Consider the following 17,272-nt stretch of genomic DNA (forward strand, 5'->3'; position numbering starts at 1 on the left):
GATGAGTCTAGAACAATCTGAAGAGGTGAGCCGATGGCAGTCGTAAAAGCCAGGCAAAGAGATATTGATATGTTGGCAAGGTTACTTCGAGCCGAAGCTGTGGGCGAAGGTGAAATGGGCATGCTTCTTGTCGGAAATGTTGGCGTTAACCGAATAAGGGCGAATTGCTCTGATTTTAAAGGAATCCGGACTATTCCTCAGATGATTAACCAGCCGCATGCGTTTGAGGCGCTGCTTCATGGAATGTATTATCAAAGCGCAAGAGAGCAGGAGCGCCGTCTCGCGCGGCGGGCTGTGAATGGGGAGCGGTTTTGGCCGGCTAAATTCTCCCTCTGGTATTTTCGTCCGGGAACAGCGGAAGCTCCCGAGCCATGTCCGGATACATGGTATAATCAGCCGCTTGTAGGCAGATACAGGCTGCACTGCTTTTTCGAACCTACTGGGGAAGAATGCGAAAATATTTATAATACGTATTAGTTATAAAGTTTAACAAGCTGCAGCAATTGCCCTCCATATCGAGCGCAGCTACAGTAGAGCACAAGGAAGCGGATGCCATATACACTGGCATCCGCTTTTGGTTAGTGGGCAGCTTGAATATTTCGATACTTTTGTTGAACCGCCTCCGGCAGCTCCTCGAAGGTCACCTCTTCCCAGTATGTGACGCCCCGTAATAAAGTGTGATATAACCGAACATAAGCTTCGTTTCTCAGCTGCTTTCCAGCCGAGAACTCCATCTCCTTTCCTTTTCCTTTCTCTGTGTATACTGTCAGCTTATACTCATAACGTCCGTTCATATTTTGTACGCCGGGACCCGATAGCATCGTATAATAAATGGTTTTGCCAGCTGGGTTTTCAGGTGTCAATTTGTCGGGAGTAAAGAAAAACATCCATAAAGATACGACAATCAAGAGCATAATTCCCAGCGCCAGTAATAGTTTTTTCATTCTAATATTCCTCCGTAATCAGGATGTAACCATATCCTTGTTCTTCATCCGGCGAATAGACCATGACGCAAAAACAAGAATGTAGGCCAAGGTCATTAACCAAAACAAGGTGTTTTGTATGCCGGTCAGCTTATCTTGGCTCAACACGCTCATGCCGATGGTAAGCAGGGAGAACGGGTAACCTATGCCCAGCTTCGCAACATACAGGCCAAGACCGATTAATGCCGCGCACAGACTTATTCCGATAGGCGTAGCGAAGCTGCGGATCTGCAGTGAAAGACCCAATTGCAATGCGATGATGGAGAGGGAAGCATACCAACCCCGCATCGTCCACCCTATAGTCTCTACAGGCAGTGACCCGGGCAAGGAAAGCAGAGTACTTGCAAGCCAGTACAGACCTAAGAACAACGCTTGCGCGAATAAGATGAATAGGCTAACGGTAATCCATTTGGCAAGATACACGCTTGCGACGGATACCGGAGAGGTCAGTACCAGATTCCAATTCCGGTTCAGATGCTCCAGCCTGCATACATAAGAACAGCAGATAGCAATCAGGACGGGCAGGAAAAATTCTGCGTAAAACAGGCTGACCTGAGTCCACAGGCTGTACCACCCATTGTTCAGGACATCCCGGTTCAAATAGTAATTTGCACATCCAATCAGCAGGCTTAGGATAGGGAGAAGAGCGAGTATAAGACTCATCCTGGAATGCCGCAGCTTGAGCCACTCGGCGGAAATGCTTCGTATCATTTGTGTTCCTCCTCAGTATTCCTGCCGGTTAGCATGAGTGTTTCCGGCGATATAGAACAGAATGGCCATGAGCAGTGCCGCCAACGCGAGCCCTATACCCAAAGGCTGTTCCATATAGGTGCCCGAAGCTTCGGCGTACCGGTAAGTAACCGGGCTCAGATCCAAATAATAAGACCAGATAAACCAATGTCTGGCAGCGGCAGGGAACAGCCCGGCAGTCATTCCGATGAAGCCTCCTAGCATTCCAAGGCAAAGCGCGAAGGTCTGGTTTCTCACAACCCAAGAAATCCACTGTTGAAGAGCCGTAACGGCAAGAGTGGCCAGCATAGTCCCCCCAACGAACCGGATAAGCAGGTCGATAGGAATGCCGCCGGGAAAACCCTTAATCAAACCGAACACAAGTATGAATACGGTCTGCGCAAGGATGCCGTACAGGAGCAAACTATTGGCGCAAACATACTTCGCTGCATAGAGATGTCCACGGCTCACATTGGCGGCCGCAAGCATTGTCCAAGTGCCTCCTTTATGCTCCATATCACAAATCCGGGAAGCAACAATAGCCGAGATTATCGGCATAAAAAGGCCATTCATGGACGAGATGCTAAAAAAGACAGATTCCCATACAGCATGCTCCCGATTACGGGCTATAGACACGCTGGTAGCCATAAGGACCCACAGCAGCTCTGCGGCAAGAAAAAGTATAATCATGACCCCAATCTTTTTGCGGCGGATTTTGAAGTATTCCAGTCCTACTGCTTTGATCACAAGCTGCGCTCCTTTCCCGTCAGCTCAAGGAAAATATCCTCCAGACTTTTTTTTCGTTCCTCGATCCGGATGACCGGAATGTCGTGTGAAACAAGCAATCTGTTGATATCCGCCACGTCTGTGTCTCCGAGATAACCCAGCTCGAGCTGACTGCCGCTGTGGAGCGGGCTATGACCTTGGGCGAGAAGAAGCCTTTCGGCTTTGCTGTTGTTCCCGGTTTTTAGCAGGATAGCGGGCCTTCCTTGTTCCTGCAGACTTGCCATTTTGCCCTGAAATAACAGACTTCCTTCACTGATAATGCCTACGGAGGTTGCGATCTGTTCGATTTCCGAGAGCAGGTGGCTGGAGAGCAATATCGTCATCCCATAGCGTGCGGGCAGTGATTTGATGAGCTCCCGGATTTCACCGATGCCAGCAGGGTCAAGACCGTTCGTCGGCTCATCCAGGATCAGCAGCTTGGGGAAGGCAAGCAGGGCCATTGCGATTCCAAGCCGCTGTTTCATTCCAAGCGAATATTGCTCCGCTTTCTTGTCTTTATGGTTGTCCAACCGTACGATACGAAGCGCCTCATCTACGTTTCGATCCGATACGTTCCGCAGACGCTGCATGACCCTCATATTTTCAAGACCTGTCAGATGTCCATAGTAAGAGGGCGACTCGATCAGCGAGCCGGTACGCTCGAGAATGTAGGAACGGTGCCTGTTCAGGCTTTTTCCGAAAATGTGGATGTTCCCCTCCGACGGCTTGATAAGTCCGAGAAGCATCTTTAGTGTGGTTGTCTTCCCGGCTCCATTGGGCCCGAGAAACCCGTAGATTTCTCCTTCCTCAACATGAAGATCAACCTTATTTACGCGGTTCATCCGCCCATAGGTTTTGGTCAAGCTGTGCGTTTGCACAATGGCCGAATCACTCATACGAAAGCTCAGCTCCATTCCCGTCTTTGGTGTACTTTTCTTCGGTATTCACTGTAATCGGTCCGCCTTTCTGCAATCTAAAGAGAACCTTACGTCAACCTTAAATCGATTCGGAAAACAAACAGATCACCCTTCGGTTCAGGTATAATGAAAGTCGGGTGACGGAGAATGGAGAATGTCAAAGACAAAAAAATATTAATCGTTGACGATGAACCGGAAATCAGAATGATGATGGAACGGTTTTTAAGAAAAGAGGGCTTTTTTCGCATTTATCTGGCCGCTGACAGCGCATCGGCTCTGGCGAGCTGCCAAACGGACAAGCCGGATATAGCGATTCTTGATGTCATGCTGCCCGATGGAGATGGCTTTTCCCTTTTGTCCTCCATTAGACAGTTCTCGGAAATGCCCGTCCTTTTTCTTTCCGCCCGGGGGGAGGATGAGGACCGTTTGCTTGGACTGGGCTTGGGGGCGGATGACTACATGGTGAAGCCGTTTCTGCCGCGCGAGCTGGTGCTGCGTTTGACGGCGATATTGAAGCGGGTGTATTCCTCCCCTGTGACGGAGCGTCTTTGCAGCTTTCGATTAGGAGATAGGGTCATTCATATGGATAGCGCGATCGTGCAGAGAGAGCAAGAAGAATTGCCATTGACAGCCAAGGAGCATGCCATCCTTCTGAAGCTGTATGAGAGCCGGAACCGAATCGTCACGAGTGATGCCTTATGTCAAGCCGTCTGGGGAGATGACAGCTACGGCTACGAAAATACATTGATGGTTCATATCAGGCGGTTACGCGAAAAAATCGAGAAGGATCCATCCAATCCCATCTATCTGCTTACTGTCAGAGGACTGGGATATAAGCTGTTGGCGAAGGAGAACACCTAAGTGGACGGTATTATTCGCGTGTTGCGCCGGTATGTCGCTTCGACCATCATCCTCTCGATATTCCTCCTCATCTTCAATTTCATACTGCTAAGCGTGTTGATCTTCAGGGAAATTAGCCAGCGGCCGGCTCCAGAGGATGTAGTTAAGGAAGTGGCCGAAAGCCTGGAGCTGCAGGAGGGCAGCTATACCTTGGGAGATCATGCTGCCGATTTTCTTCAGCATCATAAGGCGTGGGCCATGCTGCTCGGTAATGATGGCCAAGTAAAATGGAATGCTTATTTGCCCGATGATGTACCGCAAGCCTACAACCTGGTCGATGTAGCCAAGTTCTCACGGTATTATCTTATGGATTATCCTGTTTACCTTTGGGAGCATAAGGATGGTCTCGTTGTGGTGGGTTATCCTAAGAGCAGCTATGGAAAGTATCAATTGAATTTTGTTTCCGACTGGGTAAGGTCACTGCCTATTCGGATTTTGTGGCTGCTCCTTCTTAATGCAGCGGTGGCTTTGCTTGTATCTATCGTTATGGGAACACTTCTAATAAGAAGGATTCGCCCCCTTGTTGCAGGGGTTCATCGTCTTGCTGAGGAACAAGAGGTCCGCTTGGATACCAAAGGGATATTCGGTGATTTAGCCCGCAGTATGAATTCCGCGTCAGATATTGTTCAGAAAAAAACAGCGGCGTTGAAGGCACGGGATGAGGCGCGCTCCAACTGGATCGCCGGTATTTCCCATGATATCCGGACCCCGCTCTCGATGGTTCTAGGCTATGCAAGTGAAATGGAGGATAATCGGGATTTGCCGGAGGAGCAGAGGCATCATGCCGGGATCATCCGGCGTCAGGGGGAGAAGCTGCGCTCGCTTGTAAGCGACCTGAACCTGGTCTCTATGCTTGAGTATGAAATGCAGCCTTTGCATTTGAAAAACATCCGCTTATCTGTGCTGGCAAGACAAGTTGTCGCAGATTTTTTGAATAATGGCTTGGAAGAACGATATGAAATTGAATTACTGCTGGCGGACGAAGTGGTTCAAGTCCATGGGGATGAAAGATTACTGCTGCGGGCCATCAGCAATCTTGTCCATAATAGTGTGCGGCATAATCCGCAGGGCTGCCGGATCAAGCTGGAAACCTCTTTGTCCAGGGACGGCTCCAAGTATCGTTTTATCGTAAAAGATAATGGAGCGGGAATTCCCCAGGAGCAGTTGGGGGTTATTACGGAGTTGCCCTATTCGTTAAAAAGAAAGAGATCTGTTCAACAAGGCCATGGTCTGGGACTTCCCATGGTGGCGAGGATAGTGCAAGCACATTCAGGCCGTCTTATTCTTGAAAGTGAAGCGGAACAAAGAGGTTTAACCGTATTGATGGAATTTCCTGTACACTCTGTTCATGGGGCACAAGCGGATCCGCTGTAAGACTGGAAGCAGCAAGAAACAGGTTCAACCTACGACGCGGCTGCCGGCGCCAATCGGCAGCCAAACGTTGGTCAGCCATTTGGTAACGATCCCATGCTATTTTTGCCAAGCTCCTCTTAAGGGATTGCTTAGATGACGCAGGTTTAAGGATTGGTAATTGCGGGATGTCCGGGAATTCGGTACAATGATTCATAGCTATAAATAATATGAGATATGAGGGGGGAGCCTAAGGTGAAGCCGGAATATTGTACTACGTCGCAGCACCCGAAATGGTTCGGCCTCGCTGTTCAAGCACTTATCATTATGTCTAAGGAGAACGTTAATACAGCTTGCCCGAGCATCGAGCTTGCCAAATACCTTCAATCTGAGCCTTCTTTGCTGCGCCGTATTCTTGCCGTTCTTGCCAAGGAAGGGTTTATCGGAACCAGGGAGGGTCGCGCCGGCGGTTATCACTTACAGAAACCACCGGAGTCCATTCGTTTGGTAGATATCTATGATGTATTTCGTACAGGCAGCAAGCTGTGCTTTGGTATTACTGAAACAGCGGGCACGCATCCTTTTGGCTGCAGCATGAAATCCGTGCTTGAGGAAATCACTAATGAAATGGATGAAAGCATGCGCGGAGTTTTGAGCAAGTACACGATAGCGGATATTGCCAATCAATTGGAAACGAAAAACTTAACATGAGCCTAGGCAATAAGACAGTTGACAACGGCCAGCACAGAGTCTATACTGTGCAATATAATCAACAGTTTAACGCGGAAGCATGCGGCATATTTTTTTGGGATATACTGTGCTTTATTCCACACAGTTTCCTAATATGAATTTATGCACTCATTCTTCCAGCAGCTCAGGTCATTGTTTTTTTGCTGCAGCTGTCAATCGCTAATAAGCTTTGCTAGCGTTTGAAGCTGTGCTACATCATAAACAGCAGTTATTTTAAGGAGGATTTCAAATGTCAACTTCAACTCAAACCGGGACCAATTCCCCGCTATTCACAGATGTTATTCGCGAACGCCGTTCTGTACGTCACTATGACAAATCGGTCCGTTTGTCCCACGAGCAAATTAAGGAGCTGCTGAAGGAAGCAACGCTTGCACCTTCCTCCTCCAATGTTCAGCCTTGGCGTTTCCTCGTTATCGAAACGGATGAGCTGAAGGAGAAGCTGCTTCCGATCGCTTTTAACCAGTCTCAGGTTACTGAAGCGGCAGCGGTGATCGCTGTGTTGGGCGATACGGAAGGCTATAAAAAAGCCGACGAAATTTACGGTGAAGCAGTAAAACGCGGGTTTATGCCGGAAGATACGGCCAAATCCTTCGCGGAAAGAACCGTGAGCATGTACGGCGCGCTTCCGAAAGAGATTTTGAACAAAATCATTTACACTGACGGCGGTATTGTTTCCCAGCAGCTGATGCTGGTTGCACGCGCTCATGGCTACGATACGGTTCCAATGGGCGGCTACGACGCGGCCAAACTTAAGGAAGCCTTCAACATCAGTGACCGGTACCTTCCGATCATGTTGATAGCGCTCGGCAAAGCCGCAAAACCAGGCCATCCGACGACACGCTTGCCGATTGAGGACATTACCTTCTTTAACGAAATGCCCGCAAACTAATAAGTAACGACCTTCGAACCGGTACGATCATGTACGGGACCTCGAAGGTCTTTTTTGTATAAGATTCTGAGGTTGTAGAAGGAAACCATAACTAGAAGATGTTAAAGAACACAGGGGCCATTCAACGGTGATTAGACACTTACAGTTTGTTTTATTAATTATTCTTCCTTTAATGTCAGGCTGTAATGGCAGCAGTCCGCCTTCCGAATTATCACCAACAACCGCATCGTGATTTATAAGGATGAAAGAAAAGAGATTCGCTCTCAGACGAATCCCTTTTCTTTCCTTTATGGTATGTCTACAACAAAAAGAGTATGCATATCAGGTTCTATTGTTTGTGTCGTACTATTTTGTTGACCTCTAGTATTGTATTCAACAGTTACAGGCTTAATTTGAACTTGATATTGTCCTGAGCTGACTGGTTTTCCACTACTATCTTTTTTGTCCCAATAAATAATGGGGGATCTGAGTCCCCAATAATTTTGCGAATCTGCTGCGGGAATTGCATCCCCAAAGGGAGTGCCTGGATCTGGTTCGGTAGACGAAACCTCTGTACTCCAAATAAGTTGTGGTTGTTCCCCGCTTTTTGTGATCTCAATTTGCACTTTAAACGGTTTTAATAAAACGGATTCTTTAGCAGTGTTATGAACCTGTACGTAAAAACCAATTGAATCTGCTTCAGGTAAATATGGACTAACTAGTCTAACAAATAGGGGGGAGCCCCATTGATTACCTGCTCCCAAAAAAGTACTTTTCCAAGGTTGTGCTGCTGTATATACATCAATTTGCGGCAACGTTCCTTGATCTGGCCCGGTATACTTTACAGTGGACCCTGCATTTTCTGAAAAAGCACGAAGTGGAATGTAGACGCTATTGTTGTAATTCAATACTTCATAATTGCTACCAAGAGTAACTGTGGATTCTCCCTTGTGAATGTTAATGGTACTTGGAAATAAAATTGCTTGGACAGTTGGAATTGCAGCAACAGCCCCAGTGGCCAAAGATAGGAGGACACCCGAAGCAAAACCAATTATAATTTTTTTCAATAAGGCTCATCCTTTCGAGAATAATTTAGTGATGATTGTTTGAATAATTCTTAAACGTAAATACACATTATGATGTTTCATCACCTATAAATAACAATAATGGGTAATTGGCCCATTTTAACATTTAATAAAACAACATTATTTTTGTTAAATTGCATTTCCTAAATTATGCATCAAGTCTACATTTTATATTGCGTGCGGTATACCAAGATCGTAGAGAACTCCTTACTTGCAAAAATGAAATTGGCCAACTGACAGGGGAAAATAAATATTGTTATAAACAAATGGTTACTGAACTAGAACGATCGGGATAGAAGGATAAACAATAAATAAAAAATTGAAATGAAGAGCTTGTTTTGGAATAATGGAGCTAAGGGGGACTACCGATGAACGGAGATAAGAAGGAAAAGATTTACTACGAACGTGGCACAAGTGAACTGCGTGAGCAAAGCTTGCGCGCACAAAAGCTTGTGAAGGCCTTCAATAACTGCGATCCTGAGGATGGGCAAGAGAAGGAACGATTGATTCGGGAGCTGTTCGGCACTGTCGGTGAAGGTGTAAGCATCGAGCACAATTTCCACTGCGATTTGGGTTATAACATTCATGTTGGCCGTAATTTCTATGCTGGGTACAACTGTACCATACTGGATATGGCGGAGGTCCGCATCGGCGACGACTGCATGATCGCACCTAATGTCGGGATCTACACAGCGGGTCATTCGATTGAACCAAAGGACCGGAATAAAAGCGGATATGGGATGCCGATTACGATTGGCGACAATGTCTGGATTGGCGGACACAGCGCCATTTTACCCGGAGTAGTCATTGGTGACAATTCCATTGTGGCGGCCGGCTCGGTAGTGACGAAGGATGTACCGGCAAATACGATTGTGGCGGGTAATCCAGCCAAATTATTGAGGCACATCCAAGAGGAACAGAATTGATTGTAGCTGCATGCGGTTGCCGGTATGGATCGGCAGCCCCATTATGCTAATGTGCAGTTGTCTTCTTTTCACACAGTAATATAAAAAACCGCCCTACATTGTGATTGTTTTCACATATAATTCACTTACATTCCGTTAAACTTGGAGCTATATAAGACATTATAAGGCTTAAGCCAAACGGAGGGGTACCTATGAGACAGCAGGACAATATGAGCAAGAACTTTACGACGATCGGGCATCCGCTGTACGAATTTAACGAAGCGGTTCAGCGCTTGAGAGAAGAGCACGCCATGTTCGAGGAAGGCTTAAGCGAACTCTGCGCTGCAGCCAAGAAGATAGGCGGGGAGGAACAAGTGGCCGATTGGACCGGCACGCTCCGTGAATTGAGGGCAAAGGCTGAAGCGTTTCAGCAAGAGCTGGAGGCCCACTGCCAATGGGAGGAGAAGAAGATGTTTCCGATGATTGCCTGGTATTTCGGAGAGGAGCTGGATCAATTTCCGCTGATGGAGCAGGAGCATGAGTTGGCTGAACAATGCATCAAAGCCTTCTTCAAAGCCGTAGACAGAGTCCATCATGCCGTGCCCCGTCCGGAGGCACAGGATATAGCGGCTTATTTGCTGCAGGCCAGCTCGATATTAAAGCATCATTTTCGCAAGGAAGAGGAGATCATCGAGGCGCTGGAAGACCGTTCGAACAGGTTCGGCTATTAGGCGGCTGGGAGGGATTTCTATGGGCTTCGCCCAACCGGATCAAATCGCGCTGCGCACTGTGCAGGCCGGCGTGAAGAAAGCGAATCTTCCTCTGTCTGCCCAGCTTCCGCTCGGGTTCGCCGCCGGCGCATTCATCTCACTTGGTTTTCTTCTTGCGATCCGCGTAAGCGCGGGCCTGCCTCCCGAATAGGAGGGCTTCCGGAGCTTTCTCGGGGCCGCCGTTTTTCCGTTAGGCCTGATATTGTGTCTGGTAGCCGGCGGGGAGCTGCTGACAGGCAACATGATGGCCTTGCCCTTCGCCTGCATGGCGGGAAAAGCTTCTTTCCGACGAGTGGCTGCCAACTGGCTGGTTATAACGCTGAGTAACTTCGCCGGTGCGATCTTCGTTGCCTATGTGTTTGGCCACCTCGCCGGGATGATGGAGCATGGGCCGTATTTGGCCTACATGACTGGATTAACGCATGCGAAGCTGGAGGAGCCCTTCCTGACCGCGATGATCTCGGGGATCGGCTGCAATTGGCTTGTCTCCCTGGCTGTCTGGATCGCTTACGGCTCGGATGACGGCGCAGGCTTGGTTGCTGGCGTCTGGTTTCCGGTCATGGCGTTTGTAGCGCTTGGCTTCCAGCATGTGGTCGCTAATATGTTTCTCATTCCTGCGGCCATCTTTGCGGGGGAGGCGACCTGGCGGGAGTTTGCGGCTAATTTTGTTCCTGTTTTTATTGGGAATGCGGTAGGAGGCTGCTTGTTTGTGGCAGGAATTTATCATGTGGCATATAAGCGGAAGCTGCAAGAAAAAGGAGAAGGGTAGCCAGCCGATTCCTGACTTGCTCGTTCCTTTGACAGGCACCTGCAAGGCAAATCGCTTCATTCGGAAGAACGTAATTCTGCAGATAAAAAAAGTAGTATATGTGATTTTTTTCACATACAAACCACCAACGATTTGGTAAATTATAGCCATGGGGAGGACAAAGAAGCCCGCAACCATAGAAGCGACAAAGCATTAGGCTTCACAGCTTTCCTGGATGAAAAAAACAAAGTAGAAAGGGAGAGAATCGCTATGAAGAGAACCTCCATCGGATTCCATCGATCTCCAGCAGGAAAGGATTTTTTTAAATAAGTTTGTGAAAATAATCACTATCCAGTTCTTCAACTATTTTCATATTAACTCATAGGAGAGGATTATCATGTTGAAATGGGTAAGGGAAAACGTTTATGCGGCCGGTATCTTCCTTATTCTTAGGGTATATCTTGGATGGCAGTGGATGACGGCGGGTTGGCACAAGCTGACCGGAGGGTTTGATGCTACCGGGTTTATGAAGGGGGCCGTCGCGAAGCCGATCGTCGATAAGGCGACCAATGAGCTGGTGTATCCGACCTTTACGGCGTTTTTGGAGCATTTTGCACTACCGCACGCTGCATGGTTTAACATCATCATACCAATTGGTGAATTCTTGGTAGGTCTCGGTTTAATTCTCGGTGCGCTGACGACAGCGGCTGCATTCTTCGGTATGCTGATGAACTTCATGTTCTTGTTCGCGGGTACCGTAAGCACGAACCCTTGGCTGATCCTGCTAGGCGGCTTGGTGTTTATTGCTGAAACCAATGCCGGCCGATTCGGAGTCGACTACTATCTGCTGCCTCTGATCCGCAAAGCGATTCAAAAGCTGAAGCACGGGGGATATAAAGGTCCAACCACCACCGGCGGCAAGCCTAAGGCGCTGCATGTTTAATCTAAATCACAACAGGAAGCGATTCTAGGAGGTCATGATTCATGAACATGAAAATGTCTAATGAGACGCAAGCTGATTTGGGCACCGCACATGAAACCGAGCTGTCCGAGGCGCTGGACAGATTGAAGCGGGAGCATGACGATTTATTGCACGGATTGAATGAGCTCTATGCTCAGGCAAGGCAGGTTGAACGGGAGGCTGACCATGAACGGCCGCTTCCCCTCCTGCTTCAGCTGCGGCTTAGAGTGCAGGTCTTCTCGGAGGAACTGAAGCGTCATTCGGAATGGGAAGAGCATGAGCTGTATCCGTTCCTGAACGAATATTTTCATCGCAAGCATGTACCCTCTATCGTGCCTTCGCTGTGGATGCTGGAGAAGGACCATGAGCTGGCATCCGACAACCTGAATGCCTTCTTGAAAGCCGTTCATGTGATCGAGAATAACCCTGAGGCTATGCTGCCCAGCCAAGCGACTGCTTATTTGATTCATGCTTGCCGCATGCTTCAAGAGCATTTGCGTCAGGAGGAGCAGATTGTGTTCCCGATGACGGAACAAATTTTGACGGATATGGATTATTTGTTTTCTTAATACGGAAATGGAGGCGGAACTATGGCAGTCAGAGAAAAGCAGGCAGCACCCGGAAGCGCGGTATCTGCACAAGAGGAAGTAAACGGACTAGTCCAAAAAGCCAGGAAAGCATTGCAGGCCATGCTGCAGCTAAATCAGGAGCAGGTGGACGCGGTGGTGCAGCAGATGGCGCTGGCCGGTCTGGATAAGCATATGTCACTTGCCAAGCAAGCGGTTGAAGAAACCGGCCGAGGCGTCTATGAGGATAAAATTACCAAAAACCTGTTTGCTACCGAGTACATTTACCACAGCATCAAATACGACAAGACCGTTGGCGTCATCGAAGACAATCCTTATGAACAATACCAGAAGGTGGCCGAGCCGGTTGGGATCATCGCCGGTGTCACGCCGGTGACGAACCCGACGTCCACCACCATGTTTAAGGCGCTGATTGCCATGAAGACCCGCAATCCGATCATCTTCGCCTTCCACCCGTCAGCTCAGCGCAGCAGCGAGGCCGCAGCGCGGACCGTGATGGAAGCGGCTGTTAAAGCAGGCGCACCCGAAGGCTGCATCCAGTGGATAGAGCACCCGTCTGTGGAGGCGACGAATCTGCTGATGAACCATCCCGATGTAGCGCTGGTGCTGGCTACAGGCGGAGCTTCGATGGTCAAGGCGGCATACAGCACGGGTAAACCGGCGCTTGGCGTCGGACCGGGCAACGTACCGTGCTTTATCGAGAAGACGGCGAATTTGAAGCAGGCCGTGACCGACTTGATTTTGTCCAAAACATTCGATAACGGTATGATCTGCGCATCCGAACAGGCCGTCATCATCGAAGAGGCAATTTACGCTCAGACGAAGCAGTTAATGAGCGATATGGGCTGCTATTTCTTGAACAAAGAAGAGACAGAGGCGGTTTCGAAGCTGGTTATCAACCCGGAGAAATGCGCGGTTAATGCCGTCATCGTCGGCCAGTCCGCCGTGAAAATCGCCGGCATGGCAGGCATCACGGTACCGGCGGATACGAAGGTGCTTGTTGCGGAGCTCGCAGGCGTCGGAGAGGCCTACCCGCTATCCGCCGAGAAGCTGAGCCCGGTTCTGGCATGCTACAAGGTGAAGAACGCCGCTCAGGGCATCGTCCGGGCCGCTGAAGTGATCGCCTACGGCGGTATGGGGCACTCCTCCGTCATTCATTCCAATGACGAGTCGGTGATTGCGGAATTCTCCGCAGCGCTGCAAACCGGACGCATCATCGTCAATGCGCCTTCGACGCACGGCGCGATTGGAGATATTTACAACACGAACTTGCCGTCCCTTACGCTCGGCTGCGGCTCCTACGGCCGCAATTCGACGACAGCGAACGTCACCGCGGTCAATTTGCTCAACATTAAGCGGGTGGCGCACCGTACGGTCAATATGCAGTGGTTCAAAATCCCGCCGAAGGTTTATTTCGAGAAGGGCGCAACGCAGTATTTGGAGAAAATGCCGGATATCTCGCGCATCCTGATTGTGACTGACCCCATGATGGTGAAGCTCGGATACGTCGAGCGTGTCGAATATTATTTGCGCAAGCGTAAATCGCCCGTCTCCATTGAGATTTTTGCTGATGTGGAGCCCGACCCGTCCGTCGATACGGTTGAACGCGGCACAAGGCTGATGGAATCGTTCCAGCCGGATTGCGTCATTGCCCTTGGCGGCGGTTCCCCGATGGATGCGGCAAAGGCAATGTGGCTGTTCTATGAATATCCGGATACGAGCTTCCAGTCGCTGAAGCAGAAGTTCCTGGATATCCGCAAGCGGGTATACAAATATCCGCGTCTCGGCTGCAAAGCGAAGTTCGTCGCAATTCCGACGACCTCGGGTACGGGCTCGGAGGTGACCTCCTTCGCGGTCATTACCGACAAGCGGGCAGGCCATACCAAATACCCGCTGGCCGATTACGAGCTGACGCCCGATGTAGCGATTATCGACCCGGACTATGTATACAGCCTGCCGAAAACAGCGGTAGCCGATACAGGCATGGATGTGCTCACCCATGCGATTGAAGCTTACGTGTCCGTCATGGCTAACGATTATACCGACGGCCTTGCTATCAAAGCGATCCAGCTCGTGTTCCAATACCTGGAGCCTTCGTTTGCTACGGGGGACCCGCTGGCCAGGGAAAAGATGCACAATGCTTCGACGATTGCGGGGATGGCCTTTGCCAATGCCTTCCTGGGCATTAACCACAGTCTGGCCCACAAATGGGGCGGAGAGTTCCACACGGCGCACGGGAGGACGAATGCGATTCTAATGCCTCATGTTATCCGTTATAACGCGCAGAAGCCGACGAAATACGCATCGTTCCCGAAATACGGTCACTTTGTAGCCGATCAGCGCTACGCCGAAATCGCCCGCATTCTGGGTTTGCCTGCCCGTACGACGGAAGAGGGTGTGAACAGCTTGATCGAGGCGATCCGCAAGCTCAATAAGGCGCTTGGCATCCCGGCCTCCTTCTCGGAGCTCGGCATCGATCCGCAAGTATTTGAGGCCAAGGCCGACGAGCTGGCCGATCGCGCCTTCGAGGATCAATGTACGACCGCGAACCCGCGGATGCCGCTCGTCACCGAGCTGGCGGAGCTGTACCGCAAGGCGTTTTACGGGAAATTTGAATAAGAAGCCCGTCCTTATTCCATTCGATCTATAAGTTGACCCTACCTTGGAGGTGCCTGTCATGGTAATGAAAGAAACGGATTTGCAGCAGCAGAAGCAGCAATCATGGGAAGCGTATTATGAAGGGTTTCGTCCCGGCAAATGGCGGACGCATATCGATGTGAAGGATTTTATCGACCGGAATCTGACTCCTTATACCGGAGACGAAACCTTTCTGGCCGGTCCGACCGAGGCGACCGTCTCCCTATGGCAGCGGATCCGCGAGCTGATGAAGCAGGAGATAGCGGGCGGAGGCGTATTGGATGTGGACGTGAACACGGTATCGACCATTACGTCCCATGCGCCGGGCTATATCGATAAAGAGAAGGAACAGATCGTCGGACTGCAGACGGACGCGCCATTCAAGCGCTCCGTGCAGCCATTCGGCGGCATCCGGATGGTAGTTGATGCTTGCGAAGCGTATGGCTTCCGGCTGCCGCAAGACATCGTCCGGCTGTTCACCGAAATCCGCAAGACGCATAACCAGGGCGTATTTGACGCTTATACGACCGAGATGCGCACGGCGCGGAAGGCGGGCATCATTACCGGCCTTCCGGACGCCTATGGACGCGGCCGGATCATTGGGGATTACCGCCGAGTCGCATTGTATGGTGTCGATCGGCTGATTGAAGCGAAGCAAGAGGAGCTGCGGCACCTCGAGGTCGACGCAATGACCGAAGAGGCCATCCGCGTCCGGGAGGAGCTATCCGAGCAAATCGCTGCGCTGCGCGAGCTGCAGCGAATGGCCGCCTCCTACGGCTGCGACATCTCCCGTCCGGCCGTAACGGCCAAGGAAGCGGTGCAGTGGCTGTACTTCGCTTACCTTGGGGCGATCAAGGAGCAGAATGGGGCCGCGATGAGTCTCGGCCGCGTATCCAGCTTCCTCGACATCTATATCGAGCGTGACCTGAGGGAAGGCAGGCTGACGGAAGAAGCGGCGCAGGAGCTGATGGATCACTTTGTCATGAAGCTCCGAATCGTGAAATTCCTGCGTACACCGGACTACAACGAGCTGTTCAGCGGCGATCCGACCTGGGTGACAGAGTCTGTCGGCGGCATGGCGCTGGACGGAACGACACGCGTCACGCGCAGCTCGTTCCGCATCCTGCATACGCTGTATAACCTCGGTCCTGCGCCGGAGCCAAACTTGACGGTGCTGTGGTCGGCCCGACTGCCGGAGGCGTTCAAGGCCTACTGTGCCAAGGTGTCGATAGAGACTAGCTCGATTCAATACGAGAACGACGATCTCATGCTGCCGCAGTTTGGCGACGATTATGGCATTGCCTGCTGCGTATCGGCGATGCGAATCGGCAAGCAGATGCAGTTCTTCGGCGCGCGAGCCAACCTAGCCAAAGCGCTGCTTTATGCAATCAACGGCGGAGTGGACGAGAAGCTGGGCATCCAGGTAGGTCCGGCCATAGCGCCGATTCGGAGCGAGACGCTCACGTACGACGAGGTTATGCCGAAGTACGATATGGTGCTGGAATGGCTGGCCAAGCTCTATATCAACACGCTGAATGTGATTCACTACATGCATGATAAGTACTGCTATGAGCGGCTGGAGATGGCGCTTCACGATAGAGATATTTTACGTACCATGGCATGCGGTATCGCCGGTCTGTCCGTCGTAGCCGACAGCTTGAGTGCACTGAAATACGCAACGGTACGGCCGATTCGCAACGAGCAGGGCATAGCGGTCGATTTCGAAATCGAAGGCGACTATCCGCAGTATGGCAACAATGACGAACGGGTGGACCGCATTGCCGTGGAGCTGACGGAAGCTTTCCTTGCCAAGCTGCGTAAGCATAAGACCTACCGCAATGCGATGACGACGATGTCCGTGTTGACCATCACCTCGAACGTCGTCTACGGGAAGAAAACCGGCAGCACGCCGGATGGCCGCAAAGCGGGCGAACCGTTCGCTCCGGGAGCCAATCCGATGCACGGGCGCGACCGCAAAGGCGCTCTGGCGTCGCTTGCTTCGGTAGCCAAGATTCCTTATGAGAGCTGCCTCGACGGCATCTCGAATACGTTCTCGATCATACCGAAGGCGCTCGGCAAAGAGCAGGAGGCGAGAGTGAACAACCTGGTCAGCATGCTGGACGGTTACTCTGCAACCGGCGGGCATCACCTGAACGTCAATGTATTCGACCGGGAGCATCTGCTTGATGCCATGGAGCATCCGGAGAATTATCCGCAGCTGACCATCCGCGTCTCCGGTTACGCGGTCAACTTCGTCAAGCTGACACGGGAGCAGCAGCTCGACGTCATCCACCGAACGTTCCACGGATCGATTTAA

Annotated in this window: 17 protein-coding genes and 1 pseudogene; 13 read left to right on the forward strand and 5 right to left on the reverse strand. The window is 50.6% G+C overall.

From position 1 onward, the window contains the following. Positions 1–33: 33 nt before the first annotated feature. A complete protein-coding gene (locus tag GGC63_RS18385) occupies positions 34–477 on the forward strand; it encodes a cell wall hydrolase (RefSeq protein WP_192703537.1) in 444 nt (147 codons plus the stop codon). A 101-nt stretch (positions 478–578) separates the two neighbouring features. On the opposite strand, the gene GGC63_RS18390 is transcribed toward GGC63_RS18385, so the two are convergent. The 4 genes from GGC63_RS18390 to GGC63_RS18405 are packed head-to-tail and all read right to left on the reverse strand — an operon-like array spanning position 579 to position 3,373. Then, on the reverse strand, positions 579–944 hold the full coding sequence (locus GGC63_RS18390) for a YxeA family protein (protein ID WP_192703538.1): 366 nt from the start codon (positions 942–944) through the stop codon (positions 579–581). 18 nt (positions 945–962) lie between these two features. Further along, positions 963–1,694 (reverse strand): ABC transporter permease, encoded by a 732-nt coding sequence (locus tag GGC63_RS18395; RefSeq protein ID WP_192703539.1) that lies wholly within the window; start codon positions 1,692–1,694, stop codon positions 963–965. A 12-nt stretch (positions 1,695–1,706) separates the two neighbouring features. Further along, a complete protein-coding gene (locus GGC63_RS18400) occupies positions 1,707–2,459 on the reverse strand; it encodes an ABC transporter permease (protein WP_192703540.1) in 753 nt (250 codons plus the stop codon). Further along, a complete protein-coding gene (locus GGC63_RS18405) occupies positions 2,456–3,373 on the reverse strand; it encodes an ABC transporter ATP-binding protein (protein WP_192703541.1) in 918 nt (305 codons plus the stop codon). Before GGC63_RS18405 ends, GGC63_RS18400 begins: the two co-directional genes overlap by 4 nt. 168 nt (positions 3,374–3,541) lie before the next feature. On the opposite strand from GGC63_RS18405, the gene GGC63_RS18410 reads away from it, so the two are divergent. The 4 genes from GGC63_RS18410 (at position 3,542) to GGC63_RS18425 (ending at position 7,283) form a co-directional block, all read left to right on the forward strand. Then, positions 3,542–4,255, forward strand: coding sequence for a response regulator transcription factor (locus GGC63_RS18410; protein WP_192703542.1), 714 nt, complete (start codon positions 3,542–3,544; stop codon positions 4,253–4,255). Next, positions 4,256–5,668, forward strand: a complete 1,413-nt coding sequence (locus GGC63_RS18415; RefSeq protein ID WP_192703543.1) for a sensor histidine kinase — start codon at positions 4,256–4,258, stop codon at positions 5,666–5,668. 231 nt (positions 5,669–5,899) lie between these two features. Further along, positions 5,900–6,355: an RrF2 family transcriptional regulator gene (locus tag GGC63_RS18420; protein ID WP_192703544.1), complete on the forward strand. Its 456-nt coding sequence runs from the start codon at positions 5,900–5,902 to the stop codon at positions 6,353–6,355. Positions 6,356–6,623: 268 nt separating this feature from the next. Beyond that, the gene (locus GGC63_RS18425) at positions 6,624–7,283 is read left to right on the forward strand and encodes a nitroreductase family protein (protein ID WP_192703545.1); all 660 of its coding nucleotides are present in this window, start codon (positions 6,624–6,626) and stop codon (positions 7,281–7,283) included. A gap of 287 nt (positions 7,284–7,570) precedes the next feature. Here the strand turns inward: GGC63_RS18425 and GGC63_RS18430 are convergent, their stop codons facing one another. Continuing rightward, the gene (locus GGC63_RS18430; protein WP_192703546.1) at positions 7,571–8,329 is read right to left on the reverse strand and encodes a hypothetical protein; all 759 of its coding nucleotides are present in this window, start codon (positions 8,327–8,329) and stop codon (positions 7,571–7,573) included. Positions 8,330–8,715: 386 nt separating this feature from the next. Between GGC63_RS18430 and GGC63_RS18435 the strand changes: the two genes are divergently transcribed. The 8 genes and pseudogenes from GGC63_RS18435 (at position 8,716) to pflB (ending at position 17,272) form a co-directional block, all read left to right on the forward strand. Continuing rightward, positions 8,716–9,273 carry a sugar O-acetyltransferase gene (locus tag GGC63_RS18435; protein ID WP_192703547.1) on the forward strand — a complete coding sequence of 186 codons (558 nt, stop codon included), beginning with the start codon at positions 8,716–8,718 and terminating at the stop codon, positions 9,271–9,273. A 191-nt stretch (positions 9,274–9,464) separates the two neighbouring features. After that, complete coding sequence (locus GGC63_RS18440; RefSeq protein ID WP_192703548.1) at positions 9,465–9,983, forward strand: hemerythrin domain-containing protein; 519 nt, start codon at positions 9,465–9,467, stop codon at positions 9,981–9,983. Positions 9,984–10,002: 19 nt separating this feature from the next. Next, complete coding sequence (locus GGC63_RS35155) at positions 10,003–10,173, forward strand: hypothetical protein (RefSeq protein ID WP_318781079.1); 171 nt, start codon at positions 10,003–10,005, stop codon at positions 10,171–10,173. Positions 10,174–10,188: 15 nt separating this feature from the next. Then, positions 10,189–10,791, forward strand: a pseudogene (locus GGC63_RS18445) (formate/nitrite transporter family protein); the annotation flags it as partial. Between the two features lie 376 nt (positions 10,792–11,167). Next, on the forward strand, positions 11,168–11,713 hold the full coding sequence (locus GGC63_RS18450; RefSeq protein WP_225948317.1) for a DoxX family protein: 546 nt from the start codon (positions 11,168–11,170) through the stop codon (positions 11,711–11,713). Between the two features lie 41 nt (positions 11,714–11,754). Further along, positions 11,755–12,300, forward strand: a complete 546-nt coding sequence (locus GGC63_RS18455; RefSeq protein WP_192703549.1) for a hemerythrin domain-containing protein — start codon at positions 11,755–11,757, stop codon at positions 12,298–12,300. Positions 12,301–12,321: 21 nt separating this feature from the next. Next, positions 12,322–14,937 (forward strand): bifunctional acetaldehyde-CoA/alcohol dehydrogenase, encoded by a 2,616-nt coding sequence (adhE, locus tag GGC63_RS18460; protein WP_192703550.1) that lies wholly within the window; start codon positions 12,322–12,324, stop codon positions 14,935–14,937. 58 nt (positions 14,938–14,995) lie between these two features. After that, complete coding sequence (pflB, locus tag GGC63_RS18465; protein ID WP_192703551.1) at positions 14,996–17,272, forward strand: formate C-acetyltransferase; 2,277 nt, start codon at positions 14,996–14,998, stop codon at positions 17,270–17,272.

The organism is Paenibacillus sp. OAS669, from assembly GCF_014873645.1.
Classification (GTDB): domain Bacteria; phylum Bacillota; class Bacilli; order Paenibacillales; family NBRC-103111; genus Paenibacillus_S; species Paenibacillus_S vulneris.

Coding starts and splice junctions, on each gene's coding strand:
- GGC63_RS18440 (WP_192703548.1), top strand. CDS start 9,465: ATGAGACAGCAGGACAATATGAGCAAGAACTTTACGACGATCGGGCAT.
- GGC63_RS18385 (WP_192703537.1), top strand. CDS start 34: ATGGCAGTCGTAAAAGCCAGGCAAAGAGATATTGATATGTTGGCAAGG.
- adhE (WP_192703550.1), top strand. CDS start 12,322: ATGGCAGTCAGAGAAAAGCAGGCAGCACCCGGAAGCGCGGTATCTGCA.
- GGC63_RS18395 (WP_192703539.1), bottom strand. CDS start 1,694: ATGATACGAAGCATTTCCGCCGAGTGGCTCAAGCTGCGGCATTCCAGG.
- GGC63_RS18425 (WP_192703545.1), top strand. CDS start 6,624: ATGTCAACTTCAACTCAAACCGGGACCAATTCCCCGCTATTCACAGAT.
- GGC63_RS18435 (WP_192703547.1), top strand. CDS start 8,716: ATGAACGGAGATAAGAAGGAAAAGATTTACTACGAACGTGGCACAAGT.
- GGC63_RS18410 (WP_192703542.1), top strand. CDS start 3,542: ATGGAGAATGTCAAAGACAAAAAAATATTAATCGTTGACGATGAACCG.
- GGC63_RS18390 (WP_192703538.1), bottom strand. CDS start 944: ATGAAAAAACTATTACTGGCGCTGGGAATTATGCTCTTGATTGTCGTA.
- GGC63_RS18455 (WP_192703549.1), top strand. CDS start 11,755: ATGAACATGAAAATGTCTAATGAGACGCAAGCTGATTTGGGCACCGCA.
- GGC63_RS18450 (WP_225948317.1), top strand. CDS start 11,168: ATGTTGAAATGGGTAAGGGAAAACGTTTATGCGGCCGGTATCTTCCTT.
- GGC63_RS18405 (WP_192703541.1), bottom strand. CDS start 3,373: ATGAGTGATTCGGCCATTGTGCAAACGCACAGCTTGACCAAAACCTAT.
- GGC63_RS35155 (WP_318781079.1), top strand. CDS start 10,003: ATGGGCTTCGCCCAACCGGATCAAATCGCGCTGCGCACTGTGCAGGCC.
- pflB (WP_192703551.1), top strand. CDS start 14,996: ATGGTAATGAAAGAAACGGATTTGCAGCAGCAGAAGCAGCAATCATGG.